This window comes from Streptomyces sp. CRN 30 (assembly GCF_034105845.1).
Map to the genome: position 1 here is coordinate 1 of NZ_JAVRHI010000498.1, position 18,694 is coordinate 18,694.

At 74.4% G+C, this 18,694-nt stretch carries 21 protein-coding genes and 1 tRNA gene; 15 read left to right on the forward strand and 7 right to left on the reverse strand.

What is annotated here, in order from left to right:
- From UW392_RS56780 to UW392_RS56830, 11 genes are all read left to right on the forward strand, one after another.
- On the forward strand, positions 1-1,831 hold a 1,831-nt coding region (locus UW392_RS56780), incomplete at its 5' end, for an ATP-binding protein (RefSeq protein ID WP_320783344.1).
- A gap of 68 nt (positions 1,832-1,899) precedes the next feature.
- Entirely contained in the window at positions 1,900-2,343 is a 444-nt protein-coding gene (locus UW392_RS56785) for a roadblock/LC7 domain-containing protein (protein WP_320783345.1), read from the forward strand.
- Positions 2,344-2,345: 2 nt separating this feature from the next.
- Entirely contained in the window at positions 2,346-2,720 is a 375-nt protein-coding gene (locus UW392_RS56790; RefSeq protein WP_320783346.1) for a DUF742 domain-containing protein, read from the forward strand.
- Positions 2,698-3,318: a GTP-binding protein gene (locus UW392_RS56795; protein WP_320783347.1), complete on the forward strand. Its 621-nt coding sequence runs from the start codon at positions 2,698-2,700 to the stop codon at positions 3,316-3,318. The genes UW392_RS56790 and UW392_RS56795 overlap by 23 nt, the downstream gene beginning before the upstream one ends.
- 76 nt (positions 3,319-3,394) lie before the next feature.
- On the forward strand, positions 3,395-3,958 hold the full coding sequence (locus tag UW392_RS56800) for a GAF domain-containing protein (protein WP_320783348.1): 564 nt from the start codon (positions 3,395-3,397) through the stop codon (positions 3,956-3,958).
- Between the two features lie 193 nt (positions 3,959-4,151).
- Positions 4,152-5,180, forward strand: a complete 1,029-nt coding sequence (gene tdh / locus UW392_RS56805; protein WP_320783349.1) for an L-threonine 3-dehydrogenase — start codon at positions 4,152-4,154, stop codon at positions 5,178-5,180.
- Positions 5,181-5,200: 20 nt separating this feature from the next.
- A complete protein-coding gene (locus UW392_RS56810; protein WP_320783350.1) occupies positions 5,201-6,394 on the forward strand; it encodes a glycine C-acetyltransferase in 1,194 nt (397 codons plus the stop codon).
- Between the two features lie 43 nt (positions 6,395-6,437).
- Positions 6,438-7,340, forward strand: coding sequence for a LysR family transcriptional regulator (locus UW392_RS56815; RefSeq protein ID WP_320783351.1), 903 nt, complete (start codon positions 6,438-6,440; stop codon positions 7,338-7,340).
- Positions 7,341-7,386: 46 nt separating this feature from the next.
- The gene (locus UW392_RS56820; RefSeq protein ID WP_320783352.1) at positions 7,387-7,995 is read left to right on the forward strand and encodes an XRE family transcriptional regulator; all 609 of its coding nucleotides are present in this window, start codon (positions 7,387-7,389) and stop codon (positions 7,993-7,995) included.
- Positions 7,992-8,531 (forward strand): GNAT family N-acetyltransferase, encoded by a 540-nt coding sequence (locus UW392_RS56825; protein WP_320783353.1) that lies wholly within the window; start codon positions 7,992-7,994, stop codon positions 8,529-8,531. Before UW392_RS56820 ends, UW392_RS56825 begins: the two co-directional genes overlap by 4 nt.
- 100 nt (positions 8,532-8,631) lie before the next feature.
- Complete coding sequence (locus tag UW392_RS56830) at positions 8,632-8,991, forward strand: MmcQ/YjbR family DNA-binding protein (protein WP_320783354.1); 360 nt, start codon at positions 8,632-8,634, stop codon at positions 8,989-8,991.
- 38 nt (positions 8,992-9,029) lie between these two features.
- Here the strand turns inward: UW392_RS56830 and UW392_RS56835 are convergent, their stop codons facing one another.
- Entirely contained in the window at positions 9,030-9,962 is a 933-nt protein-coding gene (locus UW392_RS56835; RefSeq protein ID WP_320783355.1) for a transketolase, read from the reverse strand.
- A 49-nt stretch (positions 9,963-10,011) separates the two neighbouring features.
- The gene (locus tag UW392_RS56840; protein WP_320783364.1) at positions 10,012-10,662 is read right to left on the reverse strand and encodes a transketolase; all 651 of its coding nucleotides are present in this window, start codon (positions 10,660-10,662) and stop codon (positions 10,012-10,014) included.
- Positions 10,663-10,905: 243 nt separating this feature from the next.
- On the opposite strand from UW392_RS56840, the gene UW392_RS56845 reads away from it, so the two are divergent.
- Both UW392_RS56845 and UW392_RS56850 read left to right on the forward strand, forming a co-directional pair.
- Positions 10,906-10,979, forward strand: a tRNA-Pro gene (locus tag UW392_RS56845).
- A gap of 246 nt (positions 10,980-11,225) precedes the next feature.
- Positions 11,226-11,996 (forward strand): polysaccharide deacetylase family protein, encoded by a 771-nt coding sequence (locus UW392_RS56850; RefSeq protein ID WP_320783356.1) that lies wholly within the window; start codon positions 11,226-11,228, stop codon positions 11,994-11,996.
- Here the strand turns inward: UW392_RS56850 and UW392_RS56855 are convergent.
- Genes UW392_RS56855 through UW392_RS56870 form a run of 4 tightly spaced genes read right to left on the reverse strand, consistent with a single transcriptional unit; the run spans position 11,969 to position 14,897 of the window.
- The gene (locus UW392_RS56855) at positions 11,969-12,418 is read right to left on the reverse strand and encodes a lasso peptide biosynthesis B2 protein (RefSeq protein ID WP_320783357.1); all 450 of its coding nucleotides are present in this window, start codon (positions 12,416-12,418) and stop codon (positions 11,969-11,971) included. The genes UW392_RS56850 and UW392_RS56855 overlap by 28 nt on opposite strands.
- A gap of 28 nt (positions 12,419-12,446) precedes the next feature.
- Entirely contained in the window at positions 12,447-12,737 is a 291-nt protein-coding gene (locus UW392_RS56860; RefSeq protein WP_320783358.1) for a lasso peptide biosynthesis PqqD family chaperone, read from the reverse strand.
- Positions 12,734-14,728, reverse strand: a complete 1,995-nt coding sequence (locus tag UW392_RS56865; RefSeq protein WP_320783359.1) for an asparagine synthase-related protein — start codon at positions 14,726-14,728, stop codon at positions 12,734-12,736. Before UW392_RS56865 ends, UW392_RS56860 begins: the two co-directional genes overlap by 4 nt.
- Positions 14,729-14,756: 28 nt before the next feature.
- Positions 14,757-14,897 (reverse strand): lasso RiPP family leader peptide-containing protein, encoded by a 141-nt coding sequence (locus tag UW392_RS56870; protein ID WP_320783360.1) that lies wholly within the window; start codon positions 14,895-14,897, stop codon positions 14,757-14,759.
- A 271-nt stretch (positions 14,898-15,168) separates the two neighbouring features.
- Here UW392_RS56870 and UW392_RS56875 point away from each other — a divergent pair, with 271 nt between their 5' ends.
- Positions 15,169-15,987: a ribonuclease BN gene (locus UW392_RS56875; protein ID WP_320783361.1), complete on the forward strand. Its 819-nt coding sequence runs from the start codon at positions 15,169-15,171 to the stop codon at positions 15,985-15,987.
- A 66-nt stretch (positions 15,988-16,053) separates the two neighbouring features.
- Here the strand turns inward: UW392_RS56875 and UW392_RS56880 are convergent, their stop codons facing one another.
- Positions 16,054-17,484 carry a DUF2252 domain-containing protein gene (locus UW392_RS56880; protein ID WP_320783362.1) on the reverse strand — a complete coding sequence of 477 codons (1,431 nt, stop codon included), beginning with the start codon at positions 17,482-17,484 and terminating at the stop codon, positions 16,054-16,056.
- Between the two features lie 135 nt (positions 17,485-17,619).
- Between UW392_RS56880 and UW392_RS56885 the strand changes: the two genes are divergently transcribed.
- Positions 17,620-18,694 (forward strand): diacylglycerol/lipid kinase family protein (locus tag UW392_RS56885; protein ID WP_320783363.1); only part of this gene is annotated, 1,075 nt, incomplete at its 3' end.

The following is an 18,694-nucleotide window of genomic DNA, read 5'->3' on the forward strand; positions in this document are numbered from 1 at the left end:
CGCCGCCGACCGCGCCGCCCGCTCCGTGCACGAGCGCGTCGCCGCGCTCCGCCGCAGCACCGCACGGGGCGAGGCCGACCTGCGCTCCCTGGTCGAAACGCTTCGCCGCGGGGAGAGCCCGCCCCAGCGCAAGCCGCGCGGCGGGCCACCGGACGACGCCGACGAATTCGAACTGCTCGCCGCCGATCTCTCCCGCGCGCACGACGGAGCCGTCGCCGCCGTCGTGCGGGCCGCCCAGCTCTCCAGCCACACGGGCAGCGAACAGAAGCTGGAGGTCTTCGTCAACCTCGCCCGGCGCCTGCAGTCCCTGGTGCACCGGGAGATCTCCACCCTGGACGAGCTGGAGAACGAGATGGAGGACCCCGAACTCCTCAAGGGCCTCTTCCACGTCGACCACCTCGCCACCCGCATCCGCCGCCACGCCGAGAACCTCGCCGTGCTCGGCGGCGCCGTCTCCCGCCGCCAGTGGAGCAACCCGGTCCCCATGACCGAGGTGCTGCGCTCGGCCATCGCCGAGGTGGAGCAGTACTCACGGGTGCGTCTCGTCCCGCCCGTCGAGGGCACCCTGCGCGGCCACGCCGTCGCCGACGTCATCCACCTGCTGGCCGAACTGGTCGAGAACGCCACGGTGTTCTCCGCCCCCGACACCCAGGTGCTGCTCCGCGCCGACCTGGTCACCGCCGGGCTCGCCGTCGAGGTCGAGGACCGCGGCCTCGGGATGCCGGTGAACGAGCAGCACCGGATGAACGCCCTGCTGGCCGACCCCGACCAGGTCAACGTCGCCCGGCTGCTGGCCGACGGGCGCATCGGCCTGTTCGTCGTCTCCCAGCTCGCCAAGCGGCACGGCATCGGCGTGCGGTTGCAGACCAACATCTACGGCGGCGTCCAGGCCGTCCTGGTCGTGCCGCAGGCACTGCTGGGCACGGCACCCGACCCCTCCGGGACCGCGGTGACGCCGCAGGACGGTGTCGGCGGGCACCTGACGGCCGCGGGCGTGACACCGGCACCCGTACGGGCGGCGGTCGCACCACCGCCCACGCCCACGCCCACGTCCGTGCCTGTGCCCGAATCCGCGCCCGTGGGGTCGGAGGCCGGGACCGTGGGGCCCGAGGCCGGGACCGTGGGGTCCGAGGCCGGGACCGCCGGGTTCGTCCCGGCGCCACCGAACGGCGTCCCGCGCGCCGCGGGGCCGCGCAACGACGTTCCGCACGCCACCCGGCCACGGGACACGGCGTCCCCCGGCGCGCCCGCACCGTTGCCGGTGCGAGGTGACGCGGGTTCCTCGGGCGGACCCGCGCCGTTGCCCGTGCGCGGTGCGCGCGGTGCGCGGCCCACGCCCGCCGAGGCCGTCCCCGGCATCCGCCCCGACGACCGGGCGCTGGTCGGCGAGCACACCGCCGCGCCCCCCGTACCGCGCCACTCCGCCGTGCGCGGCACCATGGGCAAGCCCCGGCTGCCCCGCCGCCGCGCGCAGGAGCACCTCGTGCCCCAGCTCCGCGAGGGGCCCGCGCCCCGCCCGGACAACGACCGGCCCGTCGGTCACGACCCCGGACTCATGGCCGCCTTCCAGCGCGGCATCGGCCTCGCCGAGGCGCAGCAGCGTCTGGAGCCCGGCCCGGCACCCGCACCGGCACCCGCACCCGCACCGGCACCGGCACACGACTGGCGGACGGCGGGACCCGCCGGACCGGAAGCGGCACCTCCCGGACCGGCCGCCGCCCCCGCCTCCGCTCCCACACCGCTCCCCATCGACCTCCGGAACGTGACCCGCATGAGCGAAGCACGTTCCGACCGCACCGCCCGGCCCGACGGAAGCGCACCGGCCGGATGACCATGCCCCTGCCCACCCCCACACCCCGCGCTTGCGCAGACCTTCGTACCCCAAGGAGTCGATCCACCATGGCGAGCGATGCGCCCACCGGCCATGTATCCGATCTCGACTGGCTGATGAGCGGCCTCGTGCAGCGCGTGCCGCACACGACCAGCGCCGTGCTCCTGTCCTGCGACGGGCTGGTGAAGTCCGTCCACGGCCTCGACGCCGACAGCGCCGACCACATGGCCGCCCTGGCCTCGGGCCTCTACTCCCTCGGCCGCAGCGCCGGCGTCCGCTTCGGCGACGGCGGCGACGTGCGGCAGGTCGTCGTCGAACTCGACTCGACCCTGCTGTTCGTCACCACCGCCGGCTCCGGCACCTGCCTCGCCGTGATGGCCGGCCGCGACGCCGACGCCGCCGTCCTCGGCTACGAGATGGCCATGCTGGTCAAGAGCGTCCGCCCGTACCTGGTCACCGCGCCCCGGCAGCACGCCGTAGAGCCCCCGGCCTCCCCGGCGATGAGGCCTTGAGCGTGGCGACGGCCGGCGACGGGCCGTGGCTCGACGACGCGGCCGGGCGCCTCGTGCGCCCCTTCACGGTCAGCAACGGCCGCACCCGGCCCACCGTCGCCCTCGACCTGATGTCGCAGGTGATGGTCACCGGGGCCACCCCGCTCGGCTACCTCGGCCCGGAGCACACCCAGGCGCTCGACCTGTGCCGCACCCCGCTTCCGGTCGCCGAGGTCGCGGCCCACCTGCGGCTGCCGGTCGGGGTCACCAAGGTGCTGCTGTCCGACCTCGTCGACTGCGGCGCGCTGACCACCAAGCCACCCGCCACGTTCCACCACAACCCCACGGACCGGGCCCTTCTGGAGGCAGTGCTCGATGGACTACGACGACAGCTCTGAACTCGACGCGACAGCCGCCGACCCGTTCCCCACCGCCCTGAAGATCCTGGTCGCGGGCGGGTTCGGCGTCGGCAAGACGACCTTCGTCGGCGCGGTCAGCGAGATCGCGCCGCTCAGCACCGAGGAACTGCTCACCACGGTCAGCGCCGCGACCGACAACCTCGACGGGATCGAGAACAAACTGGAAACCACCGTGGCCATGGACTTCGGCCGCATCACCCTCGACCCGCAGCACGTGCTGTACCTGTTCGGCACCCCCGGACAGGAACGGTTCTGGTTCATGTGGGACGAACTGTGCGAGGGCGCGCTCGGCGCGGTCGTCCTCGCCGACACCCGCCGCCTGGAGGAGTCGTTCGCCGCCATCGACTTCTTCGAACAGCGCGGACTCGCCTTCATCGTCGCCGTCAACGAGTTCGACGGCGCCCACCGCTACGACACCGAGGAGGTGCGCACCGCCATGGACCTGCCCGCGGACGTCCCCGTCGTGCGCTGCGACGCGCGGATCTCCAACTCGGGCGTACAGACCCTGCTCACCCTCGTACGCCACCTCATCGCCCACACACCGGCGCCCGCCACGGGTCACGGCGCCCACATGTGACCCCACCCGTCCCCGCACGTCCACCCACCGTCACGGAGCCGCCCATGATCCGCGCCCACAGCGCCGGAGCCCGCCGATGAGCTACGACCCGCCACGCCCGGCGGGACGTCTGCTGCTCACGCCCGAGGACAGGGAGGCCCCCGCGCGGATACGGCGGCTGCGCCGGCTCGGTCTCGGCGAACGCCCCGAGCCGGCCCTCGACGCCTTCGCCGACCGGCTCGCGGAGGTGGCCGGAGCGCCGTACGCCATGGTCAACTTCCTCGTGGAGAACGGCCAGTTCTTCGCCGGACTGCACCGCCCGCCGAGCCCGCCGGACGGCACCGGGCCCGAGTTCGGCCGGGTCCAGCCCCGGGAGACCGGCTTCTGCCCCCATGTCGCCGTCCGGCGCCGGGCGCTGGTCCTGGAGGACGTCCGCGACTACCCGCGGTTCGCCGGCAATCCGGTCGTCGACACGTTCGGCATCCGCTCCTACCTCGGGGCCCCGCTCATCGACAGCACCGGCACGGTGCTCGGCTCGGTGAGCGCCGCCGACGTGTGCCCCAGAGCCTGGGGGAAGGCCGGTCTTGAGACGATCAAGTCGACGGCGGCGGAGCTGATGGGCCGCATCGAGCGGAGCGCGTCCGACGGCCTGCCGCTGTGACCCGCCCGGTGCTCCGTGACCGTCCGGTGTCCCCGGCGGTGTGAAGGAAAGCTGCGGCGGCGGTTAAGAAAACCTCGATGGACGGGCGCGGCCCGGTAGGGCAGATTGCTCTGCGACATCCCCTCATCCCCCCCGGCGACGGGCCGCTCCGGCGTGCCCTCGCGCCGGGCCGCACCCGTCTGGAGCCGTAGCGTTGAAGGCGCTGGTCAAGGAGAAGGCCGAGCCCGGTCTGTGGCTCGCGGACGTCCCCGAACCCGCCGTCGGACCCGGTGACGTCCTCATCAAGGTGCTGCGCACCGGCATCTGCGGCACCGACCTGCACATCCGGGCCTGGGACGGCTGGGCGCGGCGGGCGGTGAGCGCCCCGCTGATCCTCGGCCACGAGTTCGTCGGCGAGGTGGTGGAGACCGGCCGGGACGTCACCGGCATCGCCACCGGCGACCTGGTCAGCGGCGAGGGCCACCTGGTGTGCGGGACGTGCCGCAACTGCCTGGCCGGCCGCCGCCACCTGTGCCGGGCCACCGTCGGACTCGGTGTCGGCCGCGACGGCGCCTTCGCCGAGTACGTCGCCCTGCCCGCCTCCAACGTGTGGACGCACCGCGTCCCCGTCGACCTCGACGTGGCAGCCATCTTCGACCCGTTCGGCAACGCCGTGCACACCGCGCTGTCCTTCCCGCTGGTCGGCGAGGACGTCATCGTGACCGGCGCCGGGCCCATCGGCCTGATGGCCGTCGCCGTCGCCCGGCACGCCGGCGCCCGCAACGTCGTCGTCACCGACGTCAGCGAGGAGCGCCTCGACCTCGCCCGCAAGCTCGGCGCGAGCCTCGCGCTGAACGTCTCAGGCGCGACCATCGCCGACGGCCAGCGCGCCCTCGGCCTGCGCGAGGGCTTCGACGTCGGCCTGGAGATGTCCGGCCGCCCCGAGGCGCTGCGCGACATGCTCGCCAACATGACCCACGGCGGCCGGATCGCCCTGCTCGGCCTGGCGTCCGAGGAGTTCCCCGTCGACTGGTCCCGGGTGGTCACCTCGATGCTCACCATCAAGGGCATCTACGGCCGGGAGATGTTCGAGACCTGGTACGCGATGTCGGTGCTGCTCGAAGGCGGCCTCGACCTCGCGCCCGTCATCACCGGCCGCTACGGCCACCGTGACCACGAGGCGGCGTTCGCCGACGCGGCGAGCGGCCGCGGCGGCAAGGTCGTCCTCGACTGGACCGCCTGAACCCCCCCCTGGAGCCCTTGATGTTCGACACCGTCCGCGACGACCTGCGCGCCACCCTCGACGAGATCCGCGCCGCCGGACTGCACAAGCCCGAGCGGGTCATCGGCACCCCGCAGTCCGCGTCCGTCGCCGTCACCGCCGGCGGCCGCCCCGGCGAGGTGCTCAACTTCTGCGCCAACAACTACCTGGGCCTCGCCGACCACCCCGAGGTCGTCGCCGCCGCCCACGAGGCCCTGGACCGCTGGGGCTACGGCATGGCCTCCGTCCGCTTCATCTGCGGCACCCAGGAGGTCCACAAGGAGCTGGAGGCGCGGCTCGCCGCCTTCCTCGGCCAGGAGGACACGATCCTCTACTCCTCCTGCTTCGACGCCAACGGCGGCGTCTTCGAGACGCTGCTCGGCCCCGAGGACGCCGTCATCTCCGACGCCCTCAACCACGCCTCGATCATCGACGGCATCCGCCTGTCCAAGGCCCGCCGCCTGCGCTACGCCAACCGAGACCTCGCCGAGCTGGAGGCCCGTCTGAAGGAGGCGTCCGACGCGCGCCGCCGCCTGATCGTCACCGACGGCGTCTTCTCCATGGACGGCTACGTCGCCCCCCTCGCCGAGATCTGCGACCTCGCCGACCGCTACGACGCGATGGTCATGGTCGACGACTCGCACGCCGTGGGCTTCGTCGGCCCCGGCGGCCGCGGCACCCCCGAGCTGCACGGCGTCATGGACCGCGTCGACATCCTCACCGGCACCCTCGGCAAGGCCCTCGGCGGCGCCTCCGGCGGGTACGTCGCCGCGCGCGCCGAGATCGTCGCACTGCTGCGCCAGCGCTCCCGGCCGTACCTCTTCTCCAACACCCTCGCCCCGGTGATCGCCGCGGCCTCCCTGAAGGTCCTCGACCTCCTGGAGTCCGCCGACGACCTGCGGGTGCGGCTCGCGGAGAACACCGCGCTGTTCCGCCGCCGGATGACGGAGGAGGGCTTCGACGTCCTGCCCGGCGACCACGCCATCGCCCCGGTGATGATCGGCGACGCGGCCCGCGCGGCCCGGCTCGCGGAACTGCTGCTGGACCGCGGCGTGTACGTGATCGGCTTCTCCTACCCGGTGGTGCCGCAGGGCGCCGCGCGGATCCGCGTCCAGCTCTCCGCGGCACACTCGGCCGAGGACGTGCACCGCGCGGTGGACGCCTTCGTGGCGGCGCGGGCGGAGCTGGACATCTGAGGCGGGTCACTGAGGCGCACGCCTGACCCGGGAGAATAGACGCATGATCGAAGCGCGGCGGCTGCACATCCTCCGTGCGGTGGCCGACCACCGTACGGTGACGGCGGCTGCCGCCGCGCTGTACCTCACGCCCTCCGCGGTCTCCCAGCAGCTGACCGCGCTGGAGCAGGAGACCGGCCACCGGCTGGTCGAGCGCGGCGCCAAGGGCGTACGGCTCACCCCGGCCGGTGAGATCCTGCTCGGCCACACCAACACCGTCCTCGCCCAGCTGGAGCGGGCCGAGGCCGAACTGGCCGCCTACGCCGCGGGCGACGCGGGGACGGTCACCGTCGCCGCCTTCGCCACCGGCATCGCCCTGGTCGTCGCGCCCGCGGTGGACCACCTCGCCCGCCGCGCGCCCGGCATCCGCATCCGGGTCCAGGACGCCGAGGGCGACGCCAGCCTGCCGATGGTGCTGGACCGGCAGGTCGACGTGGCGGTCGCCGTCGAGTACCGGGGCGCGCCGCCCGCCGGCGACCCGCGGCTCGCCCACGTCCCGCTGTACGCCGAGCCGTTCGACGCGGTCGTGCCGGTGAGCCACCGTCTCTCCGACGCCGCCGAGGTGCCGCTCGCGGAGCTGGCCAAGGACCCGTGGATCGGTCCCTACCCCGGCAACCCCTGCCACGACGTGGTGATGCTGGCCTGCGAGAACGCCGGTTTCCAGCCCAGCCCGGAGCACTACTCGGACGACTTCCGCGCGGTCGTCGCCCTCGCCGCGGCCGGTGCGGGGGTGGCGCTCGTCCCGCGTACGGCCCTGCGCGGCATGGACCTGACCGGCGTGGAGGTCCGCCCGGTCGACGGTGCCGCGCCCACCCGCCGGGTCTTCGCCGCCGTCCGCCGGGGAGCGGAGGGGCACCCGCTGATCAGCCCGGTGCTGGACGCGCTGACTACGGTGGCGCCGAGGTGAGCGTTCCGTAACACGGAAGTCTCACATCAGGGATACCGTCCCGGATATGGGACGGCAACAGCGACTGAGACGTGAAGCCACTGAGGGCAGCGCCGCACCGGACCCGGTGGACGCGCGGCTCGGTGCCCGCCTGGCCGAGCTGCGGGCCGAACGCGGCTGGTCGCTGGGGGAGTTGGCGGAGCACAGCGGAGTGAGCCGGTCCACCCTGTCCCGTGCCGAGCGCGCGGAGACCAGTCCGACCGCCGCGCTCCTGAACCGCCTGTGCGCCGTGTACGGCCGGACCATGTCCCAACTGCTCAGCGAGGTCGAGGCCCGCCCCGCGCCCGTGGTCCGGGCCGCCGGCCAGCGGATCTGGCAGGACCGCGCCGCCGGTTTCGTCCGCCGGTCCGTCTCCCCGCCGCACGCGGGACTGCGCGGCGAACTGGTGGAGGGACGGCTGACCCCGGGCGCCGACCTGGCGTACGACCGGCCGCCCGTACCCGGCCTCGAACAGCACATCTGGGTCCTGGACGGCGCCCTGGAGGTGACGGCGGAGAACACCGCCCACCACCTGGACACCGGGGACTGCCTGCGGCTGCGGGTGTGGGGGCCGACCCGGTTCCGGTGCACCGGTCCCAAGGAGACGCGGTACGTACTGGCGGTGGTGCTGCCATGACCCCGACCCCGACCCCGTCCCCGTCCCCGACCCGTCCCGACGCGGACCGACTCGCCGCCTGCGCGGGGGAGTTGGCCGACCTGCTCACCGATGTCGTGGCCGGCGGCGCCTCCGTCGGCTTCCTCGCGCCGCTCGGCCGGGACGAGGCCCTCGCCTGGTGGCGGGAGCGGGCGGCGGCGGTCGCCGCCGGACGCCTGGCCGTCTGGGTCGCGCGGGACGACGACGGGCGCCTCACCGGCACGGTCGGACTCGCCTTCCCCGACAAGCCCAACAGCCGCCACCGCGGCGAGGTGGTCAAGCTGATGGTGCACCGCCGGGCCCGCGGCCGGGGCGTCGGCCGTTCCCTGCTGGCCGCCGCGGAGGAGGCCGCCGCCGCGGCCGGTCTCACCCTGCTCCACCTGGACACCGAGACCGACAGCCCCGCCGAGCGCCTCTACCGCGCCGCCGGCTGGACGAGGGCCGGCCTGATCCCGGACTACGCGGCCGACCCGGACGGCACACTGCGGCCGACGACCCTCTACTTCAAGAGACTCTGAACGGTACTCGGGTTCAAGAGGCTCTGCACGGTGCTCGGGTTCGAGAGGCTCCGAACGGTGCTCAAGGGGTGTGTCAGTGGGTGCCGCTACGGTTCCTGACATGCCGGACGCCGAAGACGTACGCCGTATCGCCCTGTCCCTGCCGGACACCACGGAGAAGATCGCCTGGAGCATGCCCACGTTCCGGGTCGCGGGCAAGATGTTCGCCACCCTGCCCGAGGACGAGACGTCCCTCGCCGTGCGCTGCCCGAAGGAGGAGCGCGCCGAACTGGTCCTGGCCGAACCGGAGAAGTTCTGGATCGCGGGGCACGAGGCCCAGTTCGCCTGGGTGCGGGCCCGGCTCGGGGCGCTGGAGGACGAGGCCGAACTGCGGGACATCCTCGCCGACTCCTGGCGCCAGGCGGCCCCGACGAGGCTGCTGGACCACCACCCGGAGCTGGGCCTGCCGCCGACGGGCTGAACCCCCTACGGCGCCCCGGCCCGGTCCGGGTGCCCCGCTCACCGCCCGGCCGGAACGCCGGCACTCCGCAGGAACCGCGACATCCGCTCGCGCAGCGACCGGGCGTCGAGCCCGTGCGCGGCGGTGTGCTCGGCCGCGTCGCCGTACCGCCGCAGCTCCCGGCGCCCCACACCCAGCCCCAGCACCCGGTGCGGGACGTCGGCCAGAGCGTCGTTCGCGGCCGCGGTCGACGTGCCCGCCAGATACGGCTCGACGAGGACGACGTCGGCGGCGGCGCTCCCCACGGCCCGGCGCAGGGCCGCGGCGTCGAAGGGACGCACGGTGGCCGCGTACAGGACAGTGACGTCGAGACCCTCGGTGGCGGCGAGGACCGCGTCCAGCACCGGCCCGACGGCGACGACCACGCCGCCCCGTCCCTCGCGCAGGGTGAGGAACCGCTCCTCGCCGACCGCCGGCGCCTCGGCGTGGGACCGCGTGTTGGACAGCACGGACAGCCGTACGTACACCTTGTCGTCCCCGGCGGCGACCGCACGCCGCAGCAGCGTCTCGGCCTCGTCCGGATGGCCGGGGACGTGGACCGTCCAGCCGTCCAGGGTGTCGAGCAGGGCCACGTCGCCGGGTGCCATGTGGGTGTAGCCGCCGGCGGGCCAGTCGTAGGACGCGGCGGCGCTGACCAGCACCGCGCCCGCGTCCTGGTGGCCGAGGTCCAGCTTGACCTGCTCGAAGGGGCGCTCGACGAGGAAGCTGGCGAAGGTGTGCACGACGGGCCGCAGCCCGGTCAGCGCCAGCCCGGCGGCGGCCCCGACGAGGAGCTGTTCACGGATACCTACGTTGATCACCCGCGCGGGGTGCCGGCGCCGTGCCTCGGCGAAGCCGTCGGCGCCGATCTCGGCGAGGACCACGGCGACGCGCGGATCCTCGTCGAGGAGCGCGGTCAGGACGGGGGCGAAACGGTCGCGCATGGTGTCCATGGCGTTTCCTTCCGTGGGCGTACTGCGGCGGATGACGGTCAGGCGGAAGTCAGGCGGACTTCGGTTCCACGCGGGCGATCACCGCGTGCGGACGGCCCGGGTGCGGAGCGGTGAAGGCGGCGTACAGCGCGTCGTGGTCCCGGCCGTCGACGGTCGTCGTCGACCAGCCGGCGGCCTCGAAGCGGGCGGCGATCCCACCGGGCCGGGCATGGCTGGCGGAGGCGTTGTCGACGACCACGGTGTGCAGGTTCGCCAGCCCGGCGGGCCCGGCGAAGGTGATGGCCTCGTGATTGCTGCCCTCGTCCAGCTCGGCGTCCCCGACCAGCACCCACACCCGGGGAGCGTCGAGCCCCCGCGCCCGCAGGCCCAGCGCCGTGCCGACGGCGATCGGCAGCCCGTGCCCCAGCGACCCGCTGCCGATCTCGGCCCCCGGCACGAGCGTGCGGTCGGGATGGTGGCCGAGCGGTGAGTCGTAGGACCCGAAGCCGGGCAGCCAGGCGGCCGGCAAGAACCCCTTGGCCGCGAGCACCGCGTAGTACGCCATCGGCCCGTGCCCCTTCGACAGCAGGAACCGGTCCCGCCCGGGATCACCGGCCCGCCCGGGGCTCACGCGGAGCACCCTGTCGTAGAGCACCCAGAGGACGTCCAGGGTGGACGTCGCGGCGGGCCCGTGCTTCTCGTCCCCCGTCATGAGGCCCATCAAGCGGGGCAGGTCGGCGTACGCGTACGTACGCCCGCTCTCCTCGCCGGCCGTCGGGCCGGTCCTCGTGCCGTTCGTGTTCGTCGTGTTCGTCGTCATGTCGAGGATCCTGCGACCCCAACCAAACTTGAGGTCAAGTGGTGATCGGTGGCGGCACGGAAAAGCGGTGCGCGACCACGGTCCGGAGTGCGGTATGGTTTTCCTGCGCGTTCACCCGGGGGAAACCCCAGGTCAGACGGGCACCGGGACGTGGCGCAGCTTGGTAGCGCACTTGACTGGGGGTCAAGGGGTCGCAGGTTCAAATCCTGTCGTCCCGACTTGCTGTGAGCAGGTCGGAGGCCGTTCTCTCATCCGTGGGAGGGCGGCCTTTCGCATGCGCGCGCTCGCGCCGTCGCCGCGTGTGCCATGACGTTCGGTGCCGGCGGCGCGCCGGTTGTCCCCGTACTTCGCCGGAACTGTCCGCGCTCCGTAACGGGCGCATCCCGTGATCTTCGGTGGTCGTCCTTGTCAGTGGTCGGAAGGCGACCGGTTCGGGTGCGGGACAGGGCAGGAGCGTGGCGGGGATGGCACGGCACAGCGGCGGGCGGGGCTGGTACGGCAAGGCGGCTGCGGCGGCGCTGGGGGTGACGCTGCTGACCGCGGGGGTCTCGGTGTGGAGCGCGCAGGCCGGTGTGGTGGGCGGCTCGTCACCCCGGGCCGCCGCGTCGGCGACCGCGGCCGGTGTCGCACCGGTGGCCAAGGGCATCGTGCACGCCTCCGACCAGGGCGACAGGGGCGTCAACATCACCATCGACGACGGACCCGACCCCGTGTGGACCCCTCAAGTGCTCGACGTACTGGAGGAGTACGGGGTGAAGGCGACGTTCTGCATGGTGGGACCGCAGGCGCAGGCCCACCCGGACCTCGTGAAGAAGGTGGTCGCCGCGGGGCACCGGCTGTGCGACCACTCGGTGACCCACGACACCGCCATGGACGGCAAGTCCCACGCCTACCAGAAGCAGCAGATCCTCGACGCGGAACGCATGATCACCGAGGCGTCCGGAGGGGTCCGGCCGATGTACTACCGGGCGCCCGGCGGTGCCTTCACCCCCTACAGCCGCGAGGTGGCCGCCGCGCGCGGCATGCGTCCGCTGGGCTGGAACGTGGACACCAAGGACTTCGAACAGCCGGGCGCGGACGCCATGGTCGCCACCGTCCAGCGGGAGATCGCCAACGGGCCGACGATCCTCTTCCACGACGCCGGCGGCGACCGTTCCCAGACGGTCGAGGCACTGCGCCGGGTGCTGCCCTGGCTCAAGGAGCAGGGTTACTCGTTCGGTTTCCCGGTGCGCTGACCACGTGCGACCGGCGGGATTGTCAGAACCGGCGTGTAGTAGTCGGCCGACTGGCGCTCCGACACGGGTGTGCCGTCGACGGCGATCCAGGCGTGGGCGGAGAACGGGCGGGTGCGTACCCCCGTGCACCACGTCGGCCACACCCCGCCGAGCCGGCAGAGGAGCGCGGCGGCCAGGGAACGCTGGAGACACCCCGTGTCGGTGGCGCAGCGGCGGCTGACCGTGACGACGGCGGCGCGGGCGGCGCTCGCCTGCGCCGTGGTGGCCGGGGCCGCGCCCCCGCGCAGACGGCGCAGCACCCGCCCGATGGTGTACGGGGAACGGGTGGCCAGCAGCCGGGCGGCGGCGACGGCCAGCCACGCGGCCGGCCACCGCGACGGCGGCAGCGGCTCCCGCGCGGCGAGTGTCACGTCATGGCTCACGGGGGGTTCCTCTCGGGGCGGCGGACCTTCAGAGGGGGGCAGTGGGCGGTCGGCGGGTGGTGAGGGCGTCCGCCTCGCGCAGGGTGGTGAGGAGCGCCTCGACATCGGCGCGGGCGCGGCCGGCCGCTGCCGGATGGCGTGCCGCCAGCGCGGCCGCCGCCCGCTCCGGTGTGCCGCCGTCGGCGAGAGCCCGCAGTACCAGCGCCGCCGTGGCGTTGAGCTGCCAGTAGCGGCCCGTTCGCTGGTTGAGCAGTACCGCGCCGTCCGGGGTCTCGGTGACGGTGATGTGGCCGCGCAGGGCGACAGCGGTGGTGTTCATGGTGGTGGTGTCTTCCCTCGGGCCGGCTCTTCTCGGTGTGTGTTCTCCGGGGAGAGGTGTGTGTTCTCCACGGAGCGCAGCCACAGCTCCGCGGCCAGGGTCGCGTCCAGCGACCCCAGCGGGGCGGCGGAGACATGGACACCCGCGAGGGTGCGCCGCAGTACGCCGGGGTCGATCAGCCCGTGGGCGGCCAGGCGCGAGTCGTCCAGCAGGGCGAGGACCGCCGCCCGGTTGCGCTGCCAGCCGTCGTAGAGATCCGCGCTGAACTCGCCCTTCGTCCGGCGCTCCAGCACCTCCCGCGGCACGATGCCGTGCATCGCCTCCGCGAGCAGCGGCTTGTAGCGGCGGGGGGTGTTGCGGTCCTGCGGCCGTACGGCCAGTGCCGCGTGCAGCACCTGGTCGTCGAGGTACGGCGCGGACAGGGCGACACCGGCGGCACGCCGCACGAGGTGGTCGGCCTGTGCCACGACGCCGCCGGTGCAGCGGGCCAGCAGCAGGACCTCGTGCTGCTCACGCCACGGTGCGAGGGGGCGGGGCTCCGCCTCCGCCGCCGCCTCCAGCACCGAGCGCGCCGTCTCCAGCGCCGCTCCGGTCGCCCACACCGGCATCCAGAGTTCCGGCACCCAGCCGACCCGCCAACCGGAGTGCGTGGTGGGCGGTGTACCCGCCGTCAGACACCGGGCCAGCAGCGCCACCTCTCGTGCCGGGTCGCGGCGGTCGGTCAGGGCGCGCAGGGTGGCGGGCCACGACGCGCGGGCCATCGCCCGGTAGTCCCGCACCCGGCCCAGCCCCGCCATGGGGGAGCGGCGCACGGTGTCGTGCAGGTGGGTGTGGGAGCCGGTGCGGAACAGTTCGTCGCCGCCGTGCCCCGCCAGATGCGTCCGCGAGCCCGCGTCGGCCATCGCGCGGGCCGTGCGCTCGATCCGGGCCCGGGACCGCACCCAGCCGAAGGGCTCCGAATCAGCCCGGACCGAGACCGACACCGAGACCGAGGACGAGACCGAGGACGAGGACGACACCGACATCGGGGCCGGGCCCGGAACCGGTGCCGATGCCGGTGCGGCCGTCTCCGGTCCGAGGCCGGCAAACATCGTCGCCCCCTCGCCCGCCCGGTCCACCACGTGCCGCGCCCGCGGCAGCCGCTCGGCCGCCAGCCGGGCGTAACGCGCGTCGTCGTTGCCCGCGTCGCCCTCCGCGAAGCGGTACGTCACCAGGTCCGGGCCGTGGGAGTGGGAGTGGGAGTGGGCCAGGAAGGCCAGGCTCGTGGAGTCCATGCCGCCGGACAGATCGGTGCTGACCGTCCCGCCGCCCGCAGTCCGGGCCGCCACCGCGTCGCTGAGCGCGGCCCGGACGGCCGCCGCCCCCTCGGCGAGCGACGCCTCCGGGTCCGGCGCCCGCCAGCGGCGGACCTCCGCCGGCCGCCCGTCCGGCTCCAGGACCAGCGCGTGGTCCGAGGGGACCGCCTCGATCCCGTTCCACGGCACCGTCTCGTGCAGGGGATACGGCATCACCATCCCGGACAGCCGCAGCGCCAGCCACCGCCCGTCCCAGCCCGAGCCGGTCAGGGCGGCCAGCACCTCCGCGCGGTCGCACGCCACCGTCGTACCGCCGAGCCGCGTGCGGAACACCCGCCGCACACCGGACAGTGTGCCCTGCGCCCACACCCGGCCCCCGGCCGACACGATCAGGTGGAAGCAGCCCGGCAGCCCCTCCGCCGCCCGCCCCGCCTCCGTGACCGACCGCAGCCGCCCCAGCCGCTCGCGCAGGACGGCGGTGGTGACCGCGCACTCCCCGGCCACCACCGCCCTCACCTGACTCGCCCTCGCCCGCCCCGCCGTGACCTCCAGCAGCGAACCGTCGGGCCAGCGGCCCATCAGCCACGGCCGTCCGGAAGCGTGGGTGAGCACGCACGGGGCCGAGGGGCGCAGCTCGCGGGCGGCCGGGGCCGCGGCCTTCCCGTCCGGCAGGACGGCGAACCAGCTACCGCTCACCACGCCCCCCTCGTCACACCGGCCGCGCTCAGTTCGGGTAGGTGCCGTAGCCGTCCCAGATACCGACATAGTTCGGCCCCAGCGTCACCTCGGCGAAGTCACCCACCTCCACCATCTCCGGCGCCTCGTACGAGTCGGTCTCCACTGTGTCCAGTTCCGTACGTTCCATGAGGAACACCCCGTCTTCCCTCGACAACTCGGCTGATCCGAGCCGTCGTTGAGCCTGGTGTGCCCCAGCGTGCGGCGAAGGAAAGCCGCAACAGTCGTGAAATACTTAAACCACCTGAAACGGTACGACTGGAGTGTCGAGGGCATCACCGCGCTCCCGTGCGTCACCCCGCGCGGGGGACGTGCTCCCGCCCCGCCCCGCCGAGGGTGGGGCGAGAAGCAGGACCCCCCTCGACGACGAGCGGGTCCCCGGTCGGTCGGGAGGGTGCGCCATGGCGATCCGCGGTGTCGTGCGGCCGCTGGCGGGTCGCGTCGGGCAGCAGCTCGTACGCGTCAACCTGCTGGACACCGCGACGCGCCTCGCCGCGCAGGCGTTCCTCGCCGCCCTGCCCATGCTCATCGCCGTCGCCTCGTTCTCCCCGGAGGCGGTCCGGCGCCAACTGCTGCGCTCCCTGCGCACGCTGTTCGGCACCCAGGGGGCCGTCCTCGCGCCCGCCGAGAACCTGCTGCGCGGCGGTGACGACAGCCTGCACAGCTGGGGCGCGGCCGGCGTCGTCGTCGCGGTGCTGTCGGCGACCTCCTTCACCCGCGCCCTGCAACGGCTGTGCGAGCGCGCCTGGGAGATGCCGCACGCGGGGATACGCAGCGCGGCCTGGCGGTGGGCCGTGTGGCTGCTGGTGTGGATCGTGAACCTGATCCTCCAGGGCACCCTGCACCGGGCGTTCGGCGCCGGACCCGCGCTCGGGGTCTGGCTCCAGCTCGCCGCCGCCGTCCCCATGTGGTGGTGGACGCAGCACCTGCTGCTCGCGGGGCGCGTGCCGTGGCTGCCGCTGCTGCCGGGCGCGCTGCTCACCGGGGCCGCCGCGGTCGGCTACGGCGCGCTGTCCGGGCTGTGGCTGCCGCACGCGCTCCAGGCGAGCGTCGCGCGGTACGGCACGCTCGGCTCCGTCTTCACGGTCCTGTCCTGGCTGATCGGCTACTTCACCGTCGTCGTGGCCGGTGTCGCGGCCGGCCGGGCCGCCGTACAGGAGGAGTTCCTCGCCCGCCGCCTCGGCGTCGACACCGCCCGCACGCCACAGCGATCGCCGTGAGGCGCGGCCTGCGGTCACTCCGAGATTGCGCGGCCTCCGGTCACTCCGAGATTGCGCGGCCTCCGGTCACCCCGAGGTCGCGCGGCCTCCGGTCACCCCGAGGTCCGCGCTCACCCGACCCGCCCGGACCGCCTCCGCCAGTGCCTGGTGGTCGTCCTCGTTCTGGTCGGCGTACGCCTCCGCGAACCGGGCCACCGCCCGGTCGAAGGTGTCGGCGCGGCCCAGATACGCGGCGACGGCGATGCGGTCGCCGGAGCGCGCGTGCGCGCGGGCCAGCGTCGCGCCGCACACCCGCCCGAACAGCCGCATCACGTCACCGGTCATCAGCTCGGGCTGCGGGATCGCCTTCCAGTCCCGCAACTGGCGTACGTAGAAGTCCCGTTCGCGGCCGTCGAGGCCGGTGACCCGTTCCCAGCCGAGGAACATGTCGCTGGTCGCCTGCATCAGCCGCTGCCCCGCCACGACCCGTTCGCCCTGGTTGACGTAGGCGGACGGCCCCGCGAAGTCGGCGAGGACCGAGTCCACCGCCTCCTTGGCCTGGAGCAGCAGCGGATCCCCGTCGTCCCGGCCGAGCAGCAGCAGGATCCAGCAGCGGGTGCCGACGCTGCCCACCCCGACGACCTTCCGCGCCATGTCGACGACCCGGTACTGGGCCAGCAGCTCCCGGCGGTCCGCGGTCAGCGTCCGCGCGTAGCGGTCGACCAGGTCCCGCAGCCGGCCGTCGAGGAACCGGTGCTCGTCCTCGGGGAGCAGCTCGCCGAGCGGGGTGACCAGCGGCGGGTCGGCGGCGATCCGCAGGCGGCCGTCCTCCACCCGGGCCAGCTTCCGCAGCGCCTGGACGTGGTCGCGGGAGCGTGCCTTGCCGAAGGTGCGGGAGATGCGGCGCCGCGCCCGCGGGTCGAGCCGGGCCGACATCAGCCCGTGCAGCTCGTCGACGTCGATGCGCGTGTACCAGACGTCGAGGGTCCGCATCCCCGCGAACCGCGCCATCGACTCGCGGTACGAGCGGACCGTCGCGCACACCACCCGGCTCCGCTCGGCCGCGCCGAAGCCGTTGGCGCGGCCCGCGATCACCAGGCTGGCGGCGAGGCGCTTGACGTCCCACTCCCAGGGGCCGGGCAGTGTCTCGTCGAAGTCGTTGATGTCGAACATCAGCCGGCGTTCCGGTGAGGCCAGCAGCCGGAAGTTCATCAGGTGCGCGTCGCCGCAGAGCTGGGCCCGAAAGCCCGTGGACGGCGTGTCCGCGAGGTCGGCGGCCATGACGGCGGCCGCCCCCCGGAAGAAGCGGAACGGCGACTCCAGCATCCGGCCGTAGCGCAGCGGCACCAGTTCCGGCAGCCGCAGTGCCGACTGCCCCGCCACGGTGTCGACCGGGTCCCGGCGGTCCTTCGCGGGCTCGTACTCCGCGTGGCTCGACCGGGGCACCCGGCTCCGGGCGGCGCGGCCGAGGGCCGTGCGCTCGCGCGGGGTGAGGTGGGTGTACGCGGTCGCGGTCATGACGGCTCCGTCCCGAGGGTCCCGTTGGGGTACGGGCACCGTGGGCACGGCCCGGCCCCGTCGCGTCACCCCGGGGGAGTGAACTCGCCTGCCAGGGGTGAGGACGGGCCGCGGGCCGCGGCACAGGCTGGCGCCATGGAACCGACGAGCCGTCCGCAGCGCGGGCAGCGGTGGCTGGCCCGCGCCTCGCTGGCCGCCGCCGCGGCCGCCGTGCTGGTCCTCGGGGTGTTCGCGGGCATCCGCACCCTCGGCCTGCTCGGCGTCGGACTCGCGGGCGCCGCGGTCACGGCCGCCGCCGTGTGGTGGGTGCTCAGCCGGCGCGGGACCGTACGGGTCCTCGCCGCGGCGCTCGCGCTCGCCGCGCCCGCCTGGGTACTGCTGGAGTACACCCGGGCACGGCTGGCCTGGGTGGCGCTGCTCTCCGCCGGCCTGTGGCTGCTCGCGGCCGGTACCGGACGGGCCGCCCTCGCCCGGGGCACCCCGCCCGCCGCGATGCCGGAACGGACGGCACCGCGGGTACGCCGACCCGTGCTGATCATGAATCCGAGGTCGGGCGGCGGCAAGGTCGAGCGGTTCCGGCTGCGCGAGCGCGCCGAGAAGCTGGGCGCGCGGGTCGTCCTCCTGGAGGGCCCCGGCGAGACCGACGTGACGGCCCTCGCGCGGGCCTGCGCCGCCGAGGGCGCCGACCTGATCGGCGTCGCCGGCGGGGACGGCACCCAGGCACTGGCCGCCGATGTCGCGGCCGCCCTCGACCTGCCGTTCCTGGTCATACCGGCGGGTACCCGCAACCACTTCGCGCTCGACCTCGGCCTCGACCGCGACGACCCGGCCAAGGCGCTGGACGCGCTGGACGACGGGGTGGAACTCCGGGTGGACCTGGGCCGGGCCGGCGGGCGGCCCTTCGTCAACAACGTGTCGTTCGGCGCGTACGCCGAGGTCGTGCAGAGCCCGTCCTACCGCGACGGCAAGACCCGCACCACCCTCCAGCTCCTGCCCGACCTCCTCGTCGGCCACCGGGGAGCGCGGCTCACCGCCCGCGCCGGTGAACACGTCTTCGACGCGCCGCAGGCCCTGCTCGTGAGCAACAACCCCTACGGCAGCGGCGACATCGCCGGGCTCGGACGGCGCGCCCGCCTCGACGGCGGCGTCCTCGGCTGCGTCGCCGTGCGCGTCACCGGCGCCGCGCACGCCGCCGGACTGCTGCGCGGCC

Bases quoted from the DNA above. Each gene is read 5' to 3' on its own strand.
- UW392_RS56880 (WP_320783362.1), bottom strand. From the start codon at position 17,484: ATGACCGCGACCGCGTACACCCACCTCACCCCGCGCGAGCGCACGGCC.
- UW392_RS56825 (WP_320783353.1), top strand. From the start codon at position 7,992: ATGACCCCGACCCCGACCCCGTCCCCGTCCCCGACCCGTCCCGACGCG.
- UW392_RS56850 (WP_320783356.1), top strand. From the start codon at position 11,226: ATGGCACGGCACAGCGGCGGGCGGGGCTGGTACGGCAAGGCGGCTGCG.
- UW392_RS56830 (WP_320783354.1), top strand. From the start codon at position 8,632: ATGCCGGACGCCGAAGACGTACGCCGTATCGCCCTGTCCCTGCCGGAC.
- UW392_RS56875 (WP_320783361.1), top strand. From the start codon at position 15,169: ATGGCGATCCGCGGTGTCGTGCGGCCGCTGGCGGGTCGCGTCGGGCAG.
- UW392_RS56820 (WP_320783352.1), top strand. From the start codon at position 7,387: ATGGGACGGCAACAGCGACTGAGACGTGAAGCCACTGAGGGCAGCGCC.
- UW392_RS56810 (WP_320783350.1), top strand. From the start codon at position 5,201: ATGTTCGACACCGTCCGCGACGACCTGCGCGCCACCCTCGACGAGATC.
- UW392_RS56870 (WP_320783360.1), bottom strand. From the start codon at position 14,897: ATGGAACGTACGGAACTGGACACAGTGGAGACCGACTCGTACGAGGCG.
- UW392_RS56860 (WP_320783358.1), bottom strand. From the start codon at position 12,737: ATGAACACCACCGCTGTCGCCCTGCGCGGCCACATCACCGTCACCGAG.
- UW392_RS56815 (WP_320783351.1), top strand. From the start codon at position 6,438: ATGATCGAAGCGCGGCGGCTGCACATCCTCCGTGCGGTGGCCGACCAC.
- UW392_RS56795 (WP_320783347.1), top strand. From the start codon at position 2,698: ATGGACTACGACGACAGCTCTGAACTCGACGCGACAGCCGCCGACCCG.
- UW392_RS56800 (WP_320783348.1), top strand. From the start codon at position 3,395: ATGAGCTACGACCCGCCACGCCCGGCGGGACGTCTGCTGCTCACGCCC.
- UW392_RS56785 (WP_320783345.1), top strand. From the start codon at position 1,900: ATGGCGAGCGATGCGCCCACCGGCCATGTATCCGATCTCGACTGGCTG.
- UW392_RS56840 (WP_320783364.1), bottom strand. From the start codon at position 10,662: ATGGGCCTCATGACGGGGGACGAGAAGCACGGGCCCGCCGCGACGTCC.
- UW392_RS56835 (WP_320783355.1), bottom strand. From the start codon at position 9,962: ATGGACACCATGCGCGACCGTTTCGCCCCCGTCCTGACCGCGCTCCTC.